Source organism: Tsuneonella sp. CC-YZS046, assembly GCF_035581365.1.
In the GTDB taxonomy this organism is placed as follows: domain Bacteria; phylum Pseudomonadota; class Alphaproteobacteria; order Sphingomonadales; family Sphingomonadaceae; genus JAWKXU01.
In genome coordinates this window covers 327,869-342,519 of sequence record NZ_CP141590.1, presented here as the reverse complement: position 1 = coordinate 342,519, position 14,651 = coordinate 327,869, and the positions used below count along the sequence as shown (strand labels likewise).

At 66.0% G+C, this 14,651-nt stretch carries 17 protein-coding genes; 6 read left to right on the top strand and 11 right to left on the bottom strand.

The window, feature by feature from the left end; translation table 11 throughout:
- Positions 1-9: 9 nt before the first annotated feature.
- From tatA (U8326_RS01710) to U8326_RS01675, 8 genes are all read right to left on the bottom strand, one after another.
- Positions 10-237: a twin-arginine translocase TatA/TatE family subunit gene (gene tatA, locus U8326_RS01710; RefSeq protein WP_324741963.1), complete on the bottom strand. Its 228-nt coding sequence runs from the start codon at positions 235-237 to the stop codon at positions 10-12.
- 152 nt (positions 238-389) lie between these two features.
- Positions 390-614, bottom strand: coding sequence for a twin-arginine translocase TatA/TatE family subunit (gene tatA / locus U8326_RS01705; RefSeq protein ID WP_324741962.1), 225 nt, complete (start codon positions 612-614; stop codon positions 390-392).
- A 97-nt stretch (positions 615-711) separates the two neighbouring features.
- Positions 712-1,329, bottom strand: a complete 618-nt coding sequence (scpB, locus tag U8326_RS01700; RefSeq protein WP_324741961.1) for an SMC-Scp complex subunit ScpB — start codon at positions 1,327-1,329, stop codon at positions 712-714.
- Entirely contained in the window at positions 1,326-2,144 is an 819-nt protein-coding gene (locus tag U8326_RS01695) for a ScpA family protein (protein ID WP_324741960.1), read from the bottom strand. The genes scpB and U8326_RS01695 overlap by 4 nt, the downstream gene beginning before the upstream one ends.
- Positions 2,141-3,160, bottom strand: coding sequence for a beta-N-acetylhexosaminidase (gene nagZ / locus U8326_RS01690; RefSeq protein ID WP_324741959.1), 1,020 nt, complete (start codon positions 3,158-3,160; stop codon positions 2,141-2,143). Before nagZ ends, U8326_RS01695 begins: the two co-directional genes overlap by 4 nt.
- Positions 3,161-3,228: 68 nt before the next feature.
- Complete coding sequence (locus U8326_RS01685; RefSeq protein ID WP_324741958.1) at positions 3,229-3,978, bottom strand: SPOR domain-containing protein; 750 nt, start codon at positions 3,976-3,978, stop codon at positions 3,229-3,231.
- The gene (gene argS / locus U8326_RS01680; RefSeq protein ID WP_324741957.1) at positions 3,978-5,738 is read right to left on the bottom strand and encodes an arginine--tRNA ligase; all 1,761 of its coding nucleotides are present in this window, start codon (positions 5,736-5,738) and stop codon (positions 3,978-3,980) included. Before argS ends, U8326_RS01685 begins: the two co-directional genes overlap by 1 nt.
- Positions 5,739-5,812: 74 nt before the next feature.
- A complete protein-coding gene (locus tag U8326_RS01675; RefSeq protein ID WP_324743663.1) occupies positions 5,813-6,463 on the bottom strand; it encodes a hypothetical protein in 651 nt (216 codons plus the stop codon).
- A 122-nt stretch (positions 6,464-6,585) separates the two neighbouring features.
- On the opposite strand from U8326_RS01675, the gene ispH reads away from it, so the two are divergent.
- Genes ispH through rnhA form a run of 3 tightly spaced genes read left to right on the top strand, consistent with a single transcriptional unit; the run spans position 6,586 to position 8,992 of the window.
- Complete coding sequence (gene ispH, locus U8326_RS01670) at positions 6,586-7,557, top strand: 4-hydroxy-3-methylbut-2-enyl diphosphate reductase (protein WP_324741956.1); 972 nt, start codon at positions 6,586-6,588, stop codon at positions 7,555-7,557.
- Between the two features lie 16 nt (positions 7,558-7,573).
- Entirely contained in the window at positions 7,574-8,542 is a 969-nt protein-coding gene (gene thrB / locus U8326_RS01665; protein WP_324741955.1) for a homoserine kinase, read from the top strand.
- Positions 8,543-8,554: 12 nt separating this feature from the next.
- The gene (gene rnhA, locus U8326_RS01660) at positions 8,555-8,992 is read left to right on the top strand and encodes a ribonuclease HI (protein WP_324741954.1); all 438 of its coding nucleotides are present in this window, start codon (positions 8,555-8,557) and stop codon (positions 8,990-8,992) included.
- 29 nt (positions 8,993-9,021) lie between these two features.
- Here rnhA and U8326_RS01655 read toward each other — a convergent pair whose 3' ends face one another.
- From U8326_RS01655 to U8326_RS01645, 3 genes are all read right to left on the bottom strand, one after another.
- Positions 9,022-9,198: a YegP family protein gene (locus U8326_RS01655; RefSeq protein WP_324741953.1), complete on the bottom strand. Its 177-nt coding sequence runs from the start codon at positions 9,196-9,198 to the stop codon at positions 9,022-9,024.
- Between the two features lie 68 nt (positions 9,199-9,266).
- Positions 9,267-10,379, bottom strand: a complete 1,113-nt coding sequence (locus tag U8326_RS01650) for an FAD-dependent oxidoreductase (protein ID WP_324741952.1) — start codon at positions 10,377-10,379, stop codon at positions 9,267-9,269.
- Positions 10,376-11,296, bottom strand: coding sequence for an alpha/beta hydrolase (locus U8326_RS01645; RefSeq protein ID WP_324741951.1), 921 nt, complete (start codon positions 11,294-11,296; stop codon positions 10,376-10,378). Before U8326_RS01645 ends, U8326_RS01650 begins: the two co-directional genes overlap by 4 nt.
- Before the next feature lie 165 nt (positions 11,297-11,461).
- Between U8326_RS01645 and U8326_RS01640 the strand changes: the two genes are divergently transcribed.
- The 3 genes from U8326_RS01640 to U8326_RS01630 all read left to right on the top strand — a co-directional run bounded on the left by U8326_RS01640 (position 11,462) and on the right by U8326_RS01630 (position 14,641).
- Positions 11,462-11,956: an A24 family peptidase gene (locus U8326_RS01640; RefSeq protein WP_324741950.1), complete on the top strand. Its 495-nt coding sequence runs from the start codon at positions 11,462-11,464 to the stop codon at positions 11,954-11,956.
- 83 nt (positions 11,957-12,039) lie between these two features.
- Entirely contained in the window at positions 12,040-13,047 is a 1,008-nt protein-coding gene (gene cpaB / locus U8326_RS01635) for a Flp pilus assembly protein CpaB (protein WP_324741949.1), read from the top strand.
- Between the two features lie 61 nt (positions 13,048-13,108).
- Entirely contained in the window at positions 13,109-14,641 is a 1,533-nt protein-coding gene (locus U8326_RS01630) for a type II and III secretion system protein family protein (RefSeq protein WP_324741948.1), read from the top strand.
- Positions 14,642-14,651: the final 10 nt, after the last annotated feature.

Sequence of the window (14,651 nt, the reverse complement as noted above, 5' to 3'; positions counted from 1 at the left end):
GGATCATGCTCAGGGTTGGCTGGAGCCGTCGGTGCTCTTGGCCTCCGGGGCAGGCTCGGGCGGCTGGGAGTCGATCTGCGCGGGAGGGGCGGGCGGCGTGTCGCTTTCGCTCATGCCCTGCTTGAAATTCTTGATGCCCTTGCCGAAGTCGCCCATCATTTCGGCGATCCGGCCACGGCCGAACAGCACCAGTATCACCAGCGCGATGATCAGCAGCTGAAACGGTCCGATATTCATGGCATCACTCGCTCTCGCTCCGAACCGTCTATACGGCAATTGCCCATTCGGCACCAGTGCCACGGCGATCCGGCTTTACCGGCCCCAGGGAACAGACGCGGATCGCGAGCGTGGCCGCACGCCCCGGCGGGGTGCAGAAAAGCGCGCGCGAGCTATTCCGCCCTGGTCCCGGTCGATGATCCGCTCGTCACCTCGGACTGCGGATCGGGCAGGGCGGGCTTGGGCGCCGGCGGCGTATCGGCTTCCTCGTTCATGCCCTGCTTGAAACTTTTGATGCCCTTGCCGAAATCGCCCATCATTTCGGAGATCCGGCCACGGCCGAACAGCACCAATATGACCAGCGCCACCACGATCAGATGCGGAAGTGACAGGCCCATGCTTATTCTCCTGACGTAATGCGGACTTCCATATGAGGCCGCACAGCGCGGCCTTCAACACCGTGCCCCCTTAATGTTTGTCGCCACGGTTGGCGAGTCAATCCGTGGCGGCCCCCGGTTCGGCGTCGGGCTCCCCTTCCCGCGCATCCTCCACCATGGCCCCGATCAGCGCATCCTCGACAGGATCGAGCAGGCCCGCCGCGCGCAATTCCTCGATGCCGGGCAGTTCGCGGCGCGAGGCAAGCCCGAAATGGGCGAGAAACTCGCCGGTCGTCGCATAGACCACGGGCCGGCCCGGCACTTCCCGCCGCCCTGCCACCCGCACCCAGCCGGTTTCGAGCAGCACGTCGAGCGTGCCCTTGGCCGTCTGCACGCCCCGGATCGACTCGATCTCGGCACGGCTGACCGGCTCATGATAGGCGACGATCGCCAGCACCTCGGTCGCAGCGCGCGACAGGCGGCGGACCTGCTCGCGTTCCCGGCGCAGCAGATGAGCGAGATCGGGCGCGGTCTGGAAATGCCAGCGCTTGCCGCGTTCCACCAGCTCGATCCCGCGCCCCTGATAATGCGTGGCCAGCTGGCGCAGCGCGTCGCGAACATCCGCACCGCCCAGATGGCTGGATATCGCCTCCGCGCTCATCGGTTGCTCCGCCGCGAACAAGGTGGCCTCGACCGCGCGCACCAGCGCATCCTCGCCGGTTGCCGCTTCGCTCATGCGCTGGCCCGCCGCAGCCGCAGGGGGCCGAAGGTATGGTCCTGCGCGATCTCCGCCTTGCCCAGCCGGGCAAGCTCCAGCGCGGCGACGAAGCTGGAAGCCAGCGCCGAACGCCGCAAGCGCGGGTCGGACGCGGCATCGCCGATCTGCGGGGGCAGGAATTCCTCCAGCACCATCCAGTCGAGCGCAACGCCCAGCATCGCGGAAACCCGCGTGAGCGCCGCATCCAGCGTCATGACGGGCCGTTCCCGAACCATATGGACGGCCGGCGCGGTCCGCGCCTGGACTTGCCCATAGGCCTGCACCAGATCGAACCAGGCGCATTGCCAGGCGTTCCTGCGGTCGATCCGCAAGCCTTCCGGCGCGCCGCGCGCGAACACATCGCGCCCGAGCCGGTCACGCGCCATGAGCCGGGCGGCCGCCTCGCGCATCGCGCCCAGCCGCTGCAGCCGCAATTGCAGGCGCAGAGCCAGTTCCTCGGGGCTGGGGTCCTCCTGCTCGTCCTTCGGCAGCAGCAGCGCGGATTTGAGATAGGCGAGCCAGGCCGCCATCACCAGATAATCGGCCGCCACTTCCAGCTTCAGGGCCTCCGCCCGTTCGATATAGGCGAGATACTGATCCACCAGGGCGAGTATCGAGATGGTCTTGAGGTCGATCTTCTGGCGGCGGGCGAGATCGAGCAGAAGATCGAGCGGGCCTTCCCAGCCGTCCAGCTCCAGATAAAGCGCCGCATCATCGGCCGGGGCCGCCGCAACCGCATCCCAATCGCCGTCCTCGTCCCGGAGTGCGCTTTCGAGCAAGGCTTCCTGAGTCACGCCGCCGCCTCGGTCAGCCGGAGCAGCGCATCCCGCTTGGCGATCAATCCCGCCTGCCGCCCGGTATCCGTGCGCATCGGGCCAACGGCCAGCGCCTGTTCAAGCCGCGCCGCGCCGGCTTCGGAAAGGGCGGGCAAGCGATCGGCGATCCCGACCATGTCGTCCATCCTGGCCCAGCAATTGAGGGCAATATCGCAGCCCGCCGCAATCGCCTTCGCCGCGCGATCGGGCACGGTGCCTTCCAGCGCCTCCATATCGAGGTCGTCGGACAGCAGCAGGCCGCCGAAGCCGATCCGCCCGCGAATGATCTCCCCGATCACGAAGGGCGATTGGGTCGCTGGATTTTCGGCATCCCAGGCGGTGTAGCGAATATGGGCGGTCATCGCGATGGCGGCGTCCGCCAGGGATATGAACGGCGCCATATCAAGCTCAAGCTCCGCCTCGCTGGCGGTCACTACCGGAAGCTCCTTATGGCTGTCCGCCATCGCGCGGCCATGGCCGGGTATATGCTTTATCGTGCCGCCCACGCCTGCCCTGGCGAGCCCGTCCAGCACCGCCCGGCCCAGCGCCGCCACGCGCAACGGCTCCGACCCCAGGGCGCGATCACCGATGACATCATGCGCGCCGGGCTGGCGCACATCGAGCAACGGCAGGCAATCGATGGAAATGCCCACTTCAGCCAGATCTAGGCCCAGCGCCTCCGCATTGACGCGCGCGGCCTCGATCGCGCTGGCGGGCGCCAGATCATAGAGCCGGTCGAACACTTCGCCCGGCGGGAAGGCCAGCCATTCCGGCGGGCGCATCCGGGCGACCCGCCCGCCTTCCTGATCTATGCAGATGAACAGCCGGTCCCACCCATGGATTTCCCGCAGGCTGTCGGTAAGCGCGCGAAGCTGCGCCCTGTTTTCGATATTGCGGCCGAACAGGATATAACCGGCCGGATCGCTCTCGCGGAAGAAGGCCCGCTCATCAGCGGAGAGCACGGTTCCGGCAATGCCGAATATGGCAGGCGTCATAATGTGCAAGAGTTGCAGGAAACCCCGCCGTTAGCAAGGTTCCCTCCGCTCCGGGATGTGGATAGCGCTCAGCGCTTGACCTGGCAGGCCGCCCCTTGAGCCTTCAGGCTCTGGCACAGGCTGTTGGCGCCCTCCAGATCGCCCGCCACCACCTGCAGCCGATAGACCGTGCCGATATCGGCCTGTCCTTCGACGATCCGGTGATTGCGGCCTTTCAGCAGCTCGTGCTTGCCGACCAGCGTGTTCCAGCCCGCCGTGGCCGCTTCTTTGGTGACATAGGCGCCAAGCTGCACCCCGATCCCACCGGCATCGCCCGCCGTGTCCTGCGTGGCGGCGGATGCGGGCTTGGGCTTGTCGCCCGCCTGGGCGGTATCGATGCTAGGCCTGGCGACAGCATTGGCGTCCAGGCGACCTTCGCTGGCCTTACCTTCGCCGACCTTGAAGCTGGTGTCGCCGGTGCCCGCAAAGGTCTTGCCGCCCGGGTCCTCCGGCTTGGTCTTGTAAGGGCCTTCCGGCGCTTCGATAGTGCTGCCATCGGCCACCAGATGCGGGTTGGAGTTGCGATGGCTGGCCCACCAGATCCCGCCGACAATGGCCGCCAGGGCCAGCAGGCCGATCAGCGCGAAGCCCACCATGCGCCCAGTATCGGGGCCTTCTTCCTCCGCGTCGTCGGCGGATTCGAGCCAGGGCAACTGCTCGTCATCATCCTCGAAGTCGAGCCGCACCTCCTCGGCATTCGCGTCCGGCGTATCGGCATTGTCAAACTCGGCAAGATTGTCCTCGTCCTTGCGGCCATCATCCGGGTTCGCAATCATCATCAAAGCTCCTCAACCGCCTCGACCCCAAGCAAGGCCAGTCCGTTGCGGAAAACCTGCCCGATTTGCGCGGCAAGGAAAAGCCTTGCGCCGGTCAACTCGGCATCCTGTGCCACAATGAAGCGCTTGTCCTGCCTGTCGTTACCGAGATTCCAATAGGCGTGGAACGCCGCCGCGAGGTCATACAGGAAGAAAGCGATACGGTGCGGCTCCCGCGCCGAGGCGGCCGCTTCCACGATACGGGGAAATTGCGCGGCGAGCTTCACCAGTTCCATTTCCTCGCTGCCCAGCCGGTCCAGCGCGGCATCGGCGGGGGCAAGCCCTTCGGCCTCCCCTTTCCGCAAAGTCGAACGAATCCGGGCGTGCGCATATTGCACATAGAACACCGGATTGTCCTTCGACGCTTCCACCACCTTGGCGAAATCGAAGTCCATCTGCGCTTCGGGCTTGCGGGTCAGCATGGTGAAGCGAACCACATCCTTGCCTACTTCACGCACCACATCGGCCAGGGTCACGAAAGTGCCCGCGCGCTTGGACATCTTGACCGGCTCGCCATCGCGCAGCAGCTGGACCATCTGCACCAGCTTGATATCGAACGGGATCGAACGGCCCGCGCCTTCCGTCAGCGCGGCCACCGCCGCCTTGATCCGCTTGACCGTGCCGGCATGGTCCGCGCCCCAGATGTCGATCAGGGCATCGGCATCCTCCGCCTTCTGGAAGTGATAGGCAAGGTCCGCGCCGAAATAGGTCCAGCTTCCATCGCTCTTGCGGATCGGGCGATCCTGATCGTCGCCAAAGCGGGTCGAACGGAACAGCGGCAATTCCACCGGCTCCCAATCTTCCGGGGTCTTGCCCTTCGGCGCTTCCAGCACGCCATCATAGACGAGATCGTGCCGGCGCAGCCATTGCTCGGCCTCGGCCGGCTTGCCCGCCGCCTGCAGTTCCGCCTCGGACGAGAACTTGTCGTGATGGATGCCGAGCAGCGCCAGATCGGCGCGGATCATCTCCATCATCGCCGCGACGGCACGGCTGCGGAACAGCGGCAGCCATTCCGTCTCGGGCGCGGCGGCGTAGCGATCGCCGAATTCCTTCGCCAGCGCCTCGCCCAGCGGCACCAGATAATCGCCGGGATACAGCCCCTCGGGGATCGCCCCCACCGCCTCGCCCAGCGCTTCGCGATAACGCAGATGGGCCGAGCGGGCGAGGACATCGACCTGCGCGCCCGCATCGTTGACGTAATATTCGCGGATCACCCTGTGACCGGCGAACTCGAGCAGATTGGCCAGCGCATCGCCCACCACGGCGCCGCGGCAATGCCCCATATGCATGGGGCCGGTGGGATTGGCGGAGACATATTCGATATTGACCGCGCCGCCGCCGCCAAGCACGGAGCGCCCGTAATCCGGGCCTGCGGCCGCGATGGCCTGCAATTCACCGCGCCAGGCGCTGTCGGCCAGCCGGAGATTGATGAAGCCGGGCCCCGCGATCTCGGCGCCCGTCACCTCCGGCAAGGCGTTCAGCCTTGCGGCCAGCGCTTCGGCCAGCGCGCGCGGATTGGCCTTCGCCGGCTTGGCAAGCACCATCGCCGCGTTCGTAGCGAGATCGCCATGCGACGGATCGCGCGGCGGCTCCACGCTGACATTCCCTCGCGGCAGGCTGGCGGGCAGGATGCCATCCTGCTCCAGCGCGTCGAGCGCGGCGGCCACATGGGCCGCGAAGGCGGCATGGAGAGTCTTCCGGTCGGGGATCAGGTCATTGGACATGGGGCGGGCGGTTAGCGGTTTTGCCCCGCCGGGGGAAGGCCGCTGTCACACGGCCTGCGGGAAATCGGCGAACCTCAGCGCGTGACGTTGTAGGCCAGCTGCTCCCGGCTGAGCTGGAAACCGACCAGCAGCTCGAAGCTCGCCCGCGAAACGGCGGCTTTCACTTCGGGCTCGCTCAGCGGATCGATCGCCGCATCCATGTCGCCCGCCTTGCGCTTGCGAGTCACGCGATCGCGAATTTCCGGAGGCAGGGTCGCTTCCGCGCGATCCACATAGGCCCCGGCCCGGGCGCTGGCGGTGGCGCGCTCCTGCCCGTCCGCGAAGTTGAGCGTGACCGAGCCGACGCGCTTGCTGACGATCTGGTCCTGCGCCCGGACCACGGTCGAGAAATAGGGCAGGGTCACGCTGCGGGCGCCGCGCGTATCCTGCCGCCGGGCCACCACGTCGAAGCTCGCTTCGGAATAGACCTGCGCGCCGGTGTCGTTGCAGCTGGAGCGGACATTGGTGATGGCCGCCGTCACGTCCAGCGCCGCCGCCGTGCGCGCTTCGGCCGGGGAGAACAAGGTGATGTCGCCCGTGAAATCCGGCACGCCCACCGCCGGGCACACCGTGCGCAGCGCGGTGATGCCCACCCCCTCCTGAACCACGATATCGCCCTTCGATTTGCATCCCGCCAGCGCGGCGGCGACAGCGATCACGGCGAACAGGCGAAAGCGAGCACTCATCATCGATCCTCGTCCAAAGACTGGCTGCAGCCCTAGGGCCTGTGCCAATAAAGCGCAACGGGTCAGACAGAAAGATCGCGCGACCCTTCCACCGCCTTGCCGCAGGCGCTAGAGACCTCCGCATGAACGCGCCCTTTCCGCAAACCGCTTCCCGCGCAGGCCGCCTGCCGCTGACCGTGCTCATCGCGGCCCCCCGGGGCTTTTGCGCGGGAGTGGACCGGGCCATAGAGATCGTGGAGCGGGCGCTGGTGCTATATGGGGCGCCGGTCTATGTGCGCCACGAGATCGTGCATAACCGCTACGTGGTCGACAATCTGAAGGCTAAGGGCGCCATTTTCGTCGAGGAGTTGGACGAGGTGCCGGATGGCGTCCCCGTGGTGTTCAGCGCCCATGGCGTGCCGAAGGCCATCCCCGCGCGGGCGGAGCAACGCGGGCTCGAATATCTCGACGCCACCTGTCCGCTGGTCAGCAAGGTCCATCGCCAGGCGGAACGGCAGATCGAGGCGGGCCGGCATATCGTTTTCGTGGGCCACGCCGGCCATCCGGAAGTCATCGGCACCTTCGGCCAGGTGCCGGAAGGAAACATGACGCTGATCGAGACGGTGGACGATGTCGCGAAGCTCGATTTCCCCGCCGACACGCCCTTGGCCTACCTCACCCAGACGACCCTTTCGGTGGACGACACCGCCAGGGTCATCGGCGCGCTCAGGGAGCGATACCCCGACATTGCCGGGCCCAAGGCCGAAGACATCTGCTACGCCACCTCCAACCGTCAGGCCGCGGTCAAGCAGATCGCCCCGGGCAGCGATCTGGTGCTGGTGATCGGCGCGCCCAACAGCTCCAATTCCCTGCGGCTGGTCGAAGTGGCCGAACGCTGCGGGACGAACGCCAGGCTGATCCAGCGCGCCACCGACATCCAGGAGGAGTGGCTGGAGGGAGTCGGAACGGTGGGCCTCACCGCCGGCGCATCGGCGCCCGAAACGCTCGTCCGGGAAGTGATCGCCCGCCTCGGGGAATGGCGCGAGGTGGAAGAACACACCATAGTCTCGGCCGAGGAAAAGATGATCTTCAAGCTGCCCCGGCAACTGTCCTAGCGGGAACTCGCCAGCCATGGCCGTCTATACCCATCTCGCCGCCGACCAGCTTGCCGATCTGATCGCCCAGTATGACGTGGGGGAGCTGCGCTCCGCGAAAGGCATCGCGGAAGGCGTGTCGAACAGCAACTGGCTGGTCGAGACCAGCCGCGACCGCTTCATCCTCACCATGTACGAAACCCGCACCGATCTCGCGGACCTGCCCTTCTTCCTGGGCCTGCTCGATCATCTGGCGGCCCGGAACTGCCCTGTGCCGCGTACGATCCACGACCGCGACGGCGCGCCTTTCCGAATGATCGAAGGCAAGGCGGTGGCGCTGATCGAGTTCCTTCCGGGCGTTTCGGTGGACCGGCCGGGCATCGCCCAGGCGCAAGCCGTCGGCCAGGCGCTGGCGGGAATCCATCTCGCTTCGGCCGATTTCCCTGGCCATCGCGCCAATGGGCTGGCCCTCGACGCCTGGCGCGGCCTGCTTGCCGGTTGCGGCGACGGCCTGGCCCGAATCGATCCGTCGCTTCCCGCCCTCGTCGCGGAGGAACTGGCGTTCCTGGTGGACCGCTGGCCGCAGGATCTGCCGCGCAGCGTGATCCATGCCGACCTGTTTCCGGACAATGTCCTGATGCTCGGCGACAGCGTGAGCGGTTTGATCGATTTCTACTTCGCCTGCACCGACATCACGGCCTATGATCTGGCGGTAACGCATGCGGCATGGTGCTTCGATCCCGACGGCAGCAATTTTCATCCGGAAATCGCGGCAGCGCTGGTGGAAGGCTATGAGAGCGTCCGCCGCCTGTCCGACGAAGAATGGGCAGCCCTTCCCATATTGGCACGGGGTGCGGCCATGCGCTTCCTTGCGACCCGTTCCTATGATTGGCTGCATACACCGCATGGCGCGCTGGTCACGCCCAAGGACCCGATGGCCTTCGCCAGGCGATCGCGCGCTTACGCCAGCATGGGGAGCAGCGCGTTCCCCAGAACGAAAGGATAGGTTGCTGTTCGCATGAAACGGGTGGAAATTTTCACCGATGGCGCGTGCAAGGGAAATCCCGGCCCCGGCGGCTGGGGCGCGCTGCTGAGGATGGGGCGGCACGAGAAGGAACTATCCGGCTCCGATCCGCACACCACCAACAACCGGATGGAACTGACGGCGGCGATCAGGGCGCTGGAAGCCCTGATCGAGCCTTGCGAGGTGATGCTGCATACCGACAGCAAATATGTGATGGACGGAATGACCCGCTGGATTCACGGCTGGCAGCGCAACGGCTGGAAGACCGCGAGCAAGAAGCCGGTGCAGAATGCCGAACTATGGCACGAGTTGATCGACGTGGCGCATAAGCACCGGATCGAATGGATCTGGGTCAAGGGGCACAACGGCCACCCCGAAAACGAGCGGGTGGACAAGCTGGCCAGCGAGGCCGCCAAGGCCGCGGGCGGGTAGCCGCAGGGCGTCCGCGCCTGCGGGCAGGATCAACTATCGTCTACGGTTTCCGCGCCCGGCCCATTCTTCCTGATCGATTCTATGGCGTTCTTCGCCCCCGCTTTGGACGCGTAGCCCTCGGTCCAGAAAATCGTTTCCTTGTTGTAGCAGAAATAGGCGACGAACTCGCCCTTCTTGTTCTTCCGGATCTCGAAACGATGGGCCATTCTCGCGTCTCCTCACTTGGTGATCGGGCAAACTCTCTTCAGGCGTTCATCCGGCAAGCCACCGCATCCTAGCCGAAACGGCGGGCGCTATACAATTCCGCATCGAGGCGGGCGGTCATCTCGTCGGCGGGCAGGCCCAGCATGATCTGCGATGCCAGACGGGCGGCGGCCGGAGCGGTCTGGATGCCGAACCCGCCCTGGCCCGCGAACCAGAAGAAGGAAGGCTCCCTCGGATCAGGCCCGTAAACCGGCGCCCGGTCCGGCGCGAAGCTGCGCAGCCCGGCCCATTTATGCTCGACCCGTTCGATCTTCCAATCCACCACATGCTCCAGCCGGTCGATGGCGATGGCGACATCCAGCTCTTCCGGAGCCGCATCGCAGGGCGCGCAGGGGTGCTCGTCATGCGGCGTGAGCCAGAGCCGTCCGCTCTCCGGCTTGAAGTAGAAACTTCCGCCGATATCCAGCACCAGCGGCATATCCGGGGCGGCTTCCGGCACAGTGCGCAACTGCACCATGGTGCGGCGGAGCGGCTGCACGCCCACGGGCCTGACCCCCGCCATTTCAGCGACCGGATCGGCCCAGGCCCCCGCGGCATTCACCAGCGTATCGCAACTCACCGTGCTTCCGTCGGCCAAGGTCAGACGCCAGCACCCGCCTTCGCGGGCGGCGGCGGCAAGCCCGGCGCGGCAGCGGATCTCCACCCCGCCCCGGCGCGCGATGGCGAGATAATGATTATGCAGCCCGCCGACATCGATGTCCTTGCTGTCAGGCTCCATCACCGCCTCGACCCAGTCCGGCAGCAGCCCCGGCACATGGCTCTCCATCCTGGCCCGGTCCCAGCGCTCAAGCCGGATTCCGGCTTCGGAATAAAGCTGCTGGAAGCGGTCGAGCTGGTCCAGCTGGTCCTTGCGGGCGATGTTCAGCCCGCCCCGGTCGATCAGGAAGCCATGCTCGGCCAGATAAGCGCCCGACGCCACGGTAAGCGGCAGGATCGGCGGCCCGCCATAGCTTTCCACCCAGAAGGCGGCGGAACGCCCGGTCGCATGAAAACCGGGCCGGTCTTCCGTTTCGAGCACCAGAACCGTCGCATGGGGCGCCAGTTCCGCCGCGAGGCTGGCCCCCGCCATGCCTGCGCCCACAACAACGATATCGAACGACTTCGCACCTCGGTCTTCCGTCACGCAGGGCTCCTTGCGGCAAATGCGGCCTTTTCAAGAAACTGGTCGATAGCATCCAGCGCCCGGTCGCGGGCCGGATCGCCTTCCCTCAGGATTTCATGGCGAGCTTCTTCCCCGAACAGAACCAACTCGCAATCGGGCAGTCGATGCGCGGCGCGCTTGATCGCCCCTGTGTCCACCAGCCGGTCCACCTGCGTTGCAAGGATCAGCACCGGTATCTTGACTGTTTCCAGGACGCCGTCACGGGCCAGCCCCCGCATCGAGGCATAGGCACGCTCCACCCAGCCCCAGCTTCCCGGCCCCATCGCGAGTTCCGGCCGCGCGTCGCGCCACCAAAGTTCATCGGCATAGCGTTCGCTGTCATGCGTCAGCAGGTCGATGCGCCCTTCCGGCACCTGCCCCGGCTTCTCGCTCCACCGCCAGGCCGGGCGACGCGGGTCGCCCAGTGCCGCCATCAGCCGCGCCACGCCATGCAGCAAGCCCATCGGCAATCTCTGGCTGGCAATACCCAGCATGGGAGCGATCAGGATCAGGGCGTCCGGATTTACCGCCCGTTCCGCCACCGCGCGCAAGGCAAGATGCCCGCCCATCGAGTGGCCCGCCAATATGCAAGGCCCCGGGCCTTGCGCCGACCAGCTTTCCCAGAACGAGCGCAGATCGGCGACCCATGTCGCGAAATCGTCTATATGCCCGGTCACCGGATCGCGCCCCAGCCGCCCGGAACCGGCCTGGCCGCGCCAGTCCAGGGACGTGACCCGCCATCCCCGCGACGCCCAGTGGTCGAGCGTTTCGAGATATTTCTCATAGGCATCGCCCCGCCCCGGCAGGAACAGGAGCGAGCCCTTGGCCGCGCCCTCGCCCGCCGGCCAGTCTATCCGGCGGATCGCCTGCCCGTCAGCGGCAACCCAATGCCCTTCCACGGATTTTTCGGGTATCGACCGGCGATCGAACCGCTTGCTCGGCGATGCTGATCCGGCCTGGGCAGACGCGTCGGAAACAGACCTAATACCGCCCTCCTGCCCGTGGTTACTATTTGGTAAGTGATGAACTGTACCACTTATCCCTCGGGGCACCGGGGGGTTTAGATGCAAAGCGGTTTTTTCCACTATTTTCTGCTCGCGGCACTGGCGGGCGCGCTTCTGCTGGCCGCCTTCACGGATTTGCGGCGGCGGCAGATCGACAATTGGCTGAATGCCGCAATCGCCCTTTCCGCGCCCCTGTTCTGGTGGTCCTGCGGGCTATCGCTCTGGCCTGACATCGCGCTCCAGCTCGGCATTGCGTTCGCCGCATTCGCCATTCTCGCCGCCTTGTTCGCCGTGGGGGCGATGGGCGGCGGCGATGTGAAGCTTCTCGCCGCGCTCGCTCTATGGATCAAACCGGAATGGTTCCTCCAATTGCTCCTGGTGATGGCCTTGGCCGGGGGTGTGCTGACGCTCGTGCTGGGGGCATGGCACGTCATGCGGCGGCAGCGCCACAAGCTGGCCATCCCATATGGGGTGGCCATCGCCATCGGCGGACTGTGGGTGCTTGGGTTCCATTACCTGCCGAATGCGGCGCAATCCCTGCAACTCGCTGGGTGAACCTGATTTTAACCATTCTCTGCGATTGATCGCAAGTCAGACTGCCCGGGGATCGAAGGGCAATACAGGGGGGCTTAACAGCCATGGACAGGAAGAAGCTGATTTTGCTGCTGGGAGCGCTGATCGTCGCGATCGGCACGGCCATGGCCGCCCGGAGCATGCTTGCCGGGTCGCCCGCGCCGAAGGTGCAGGCCGCTGCGGAAGTTCCGCAAGGCCCCAAGATCCTGGTCGCGCAGAGGGCGCTTCCCGTGGGCACCATCATCACGGCCGATTCCGTCAGCTATCAGCTCTGGCCCAAGGAACTGGTGACCGACGCCTACTTCATCGACGGCGAAGCGGATATGAGCAAGCTGCTCGGCACCGTGGTGCGCAACCCGATCTCCGCCGGCGAGCCGGTAACGCGCGGCTCCCTGGTCAGCCCTGGCGACCGGGGCTTCCTGGCCGCCGCCCTCGGGCCGGGCATGCGCGCCGTGACCGTTCCGGTTTCCGCCAAGACCGGCGTGGCCGGCTTCGTCTTTCCCGGCGACCGGGTCGACCTCGTGCTGACCCAGACGGTCAAGGGTGACGAAGGCGCGGCGCTGAAGGCCTCGGAAACGATCCTGCGCAACATCCGCGTGCTTGCCACCGACCAGTCGACCGAAAGCGAGACGGTGGACGGCAAGACCGTGGTCCGCGCATTCCGCACCGTCACTCTCGAGGTGACGCCGAAAATCGCCGAGAAGGTGGCGGTGGCTCAGACCATCGGCACGCTCAGCCTGTCGCTCCGTTCCATCGCGGATAACCAGTCCGAACTGGAAAAGGCCATCGCGGCCGGGGACGTGGATGTCCCTGAAGGCGCCACGCCCGCCGAGGAAGAACGCCTGTTGCGCGCGGCCATGAGCCGCCCGGCCGACAGCGGCGGAACCTTCGTGACCGGCGGCGACGTCTCGCGCTTCCAGCGCCGTTCGATGCCCGCGGTCGACTCCAGGCCTTCGTCCGCAGGCTCGATGAACATTGTTCCGGCCAGCGCGACTCCGCAGGTCCAGACGGGGCCGGTGGTGCGCGTCACTCGCGGCAAGGACACGACGACCGTTCCTGTGGGGGGGAAGTGAGATGCCGGGCCGTACCGAAATTTTCGCCGCAATGCGCATCGCGCAATCGAAGGGCAAACGCATGAAACGCCTGACTGTCTCCATGCTGACCGTGGCTTGCGCCGCGTTGCCGCTGGGCACCCTGCCCGCCGGCACCGCTGCGGCGCAATCGGTCAACCTGGCTGCGCGGACCATCGACATCTCGATCGGCCGGGGCCAGCTCGTCACCGTACCGGATCGCATGGCGGACATCTTCGTCGCCAATGATGCGATCGCCGATGTCCAGGTGAAATCCGCAAAGCAGCTCTACATCTTCGGCAAGGCGGGGGGGATAACCACCGTCTATGCCAGCAATTCCGCCGGCGACGTGATCTGGTCCGCGGATATCCGGGTCGGTTCCAACATCGACACCATCGACCAGATGCTCGCGTTGGCCATGCCCGAGGCGAAGATCGGCGTCGCGACGATGAGCAACAACACCATCCTGCTCACCGGGACCGTCGCCGCGCCCGAGGACGCGGCCGAGGCCGAGCGGCTGGTCAGCGCGTTCGTGGGCGAAGGCACCAATGTAATCAGCCGCCTGAGGATGGCGACGCCGCTGCAGGTCAACCTGCGTGTCCGTTTCGCCGAGGTCAGCCGCTCGCTGGTCCGCGCATTGGGCGCCAACCTCAATACTTTCGACGGAACCAACGGCTTCAAGTTCGGCATTGCCCAGGGGCGTGAAGGCTTCCTTCCGCAATGGACGATTGGCGGCGGCCTCTTCACCGGCGGCACCGAAAGCTCCGATGGCACCTCCTTCGTAACGCAGAACAGCCCTGGCACCACCATTTCCGGGTTCGGCAAGCTGCTCGGCCTGGATCTTGCGGGCGCGCTCGACCTTGCCGAACGCAATGGCTTGGTCACGACATTGTCCCAGCCCAATCTGACCGCCCTTTCGGGCGAAACCGCGGACTTCCTCGCGGGCGGCGAATTTCCCATCCCGATCAGCCAGGGCCTCGGCACGACGGCGATCGAATACAAGAAATTCGGCGTGAGCCTGGCCTACACGCCAATCGTGCTTGCCAATGGCCGCATCTCGATCCGGGTTCGCCCGGAAGTGTCCGAATTGTCGAGCCAGGGCGCCGTCACGCTGGGCGGCTTTCAGGTTCCGGCTCTCACCGTCCGCCGGGCGGAAACCACCGTGGAACTCGGCTCCGGGCAGAGTTTCATGATTGCCGGCCTGATGAGCAACAATTCCCAGAACACGATCGACAAGACACCCGGTGTCGGCGACCTGCCGATCCTCGGCAATCTCTTCAAATCGACCGAATTCCGCAGGGGCCAGAGCGAACTGGTGATCGTGGTGACGCCGTATCTGGTCAACCCGGTGGACGACAGGGACATCAAGCTGCCGACGGACGGCTTCCGTGCTCCGACAGCGCTCGAGCAGTTCCTCGGCAATCTGGAAACCAACGGCGAGAACGGAGCTACCCGGCCAGCGCCGAGCGCAGCGCCCAGCCCCGCCGCCGGGCCGCAAGTGGGCGCCGCCCTGCCCTATACGGATGACTCCAAGCGCGGCCGCAAGAAAAAGGGCCAGGCCGCGGCAACTCCCGAACCCGGCTTCAGCCTCAAGTGAGAAAGGTGAA

Bases quoted from the DNA above. Each gene is read 5' to 3' on its own strand.
- U8326_RS01655 (WP_324741953.1), bottom strand. From the start codon at position 9,198: ATGGCCCATCGTTTCGAGATCCGGAAGAACAAGAAGGGCGAGTTCGTC.
- ispH (WP_324741956.1), top strand. From the start codon at position 6,586: ATGAACGCGCCCTTTCCGCAAACCGCTTCCCGCGCAGGCCGCCTGCCG.
- tatA (WP_324741962.1), bottom strand. From the start codon at position 614: ATGGGCCTGTCACTTCCGCATCTGATCGTGGTGGCGCTGGTCATATTG.
- thrB (WP_324741955.1), top strand. From the start codon at position 7,574: ATGGCCGTCTATACCCATCTCGCCGCCGACCAGCTTGCCGATCTGATC.
- U8326_RS01630 (WP_324741948.1), top strand. From the start codon at position 13,109: ATGAAACGCCTGACTGTCTCCATGCTGACCGTGGCTTGCGCCGCGTTG.
- U8326_RS01675 (WP_324743663.1), bottom strand. From the start codon at position 6,463: ATGAGTGCTCGCTTTCGCCTGTTCGCCGTGATCGCTGTCGCCGCCGCG.
- cpaB (WP_324741949.1), top strand. From the start codon at position 12,040: ATGGACAGGAAGAAGCTGATTTTGCTGCTGGGAGCGCTGATCGTCGCG.
- tatA (WP_324741963.1), bottom strand. From the start codon at position 237: ATGAATATCGGACCGTTTCAGCTGCTGATCATCGCGCTGGTGATACTG.
- argS (WP_324741957.1), bottom strand. From the start codon at position 5,738: ATGTCCAATGACCTGATCCCCGACCGGAAGACTCTCCATGCCGCCTTC.
- rnhA (WP_324741954.1), top strand. From the start codon at position 8,555: ATGAAACGGGTGGAAATTTTCACCGATGGCGCGTGCAAGGGAAATCCC.
- U8326_RS01640 (WP_324741950.1), top strand. From the start codon at position 11,462: ATGCAAAGCGGTTTTTTCCACTATTTTCTGCTCGCGGCACTGGCGGGC.
- nagZ (WP_324741959.1), bottom strand. From the start codon at position 3,160: ATGACGCCTGCCATATTCGGCATTGCCGGAACCGTGCTCTCCGCTGAT.
- scpB (WP_324741961.1), bottom strand. From the start codon at position 1,329: ATGAGCGAAGCGGCAACCGGCGAGGATGCGCTGGTGCGCGCGGTCGAG.
- U8326_RS01685 (WP_324741958.1), bottom strand. From the start codon at position 3,978: ATGATGATTGCGAACCCGGATGATGGCCGCAAGGACGAGGACAATCTT.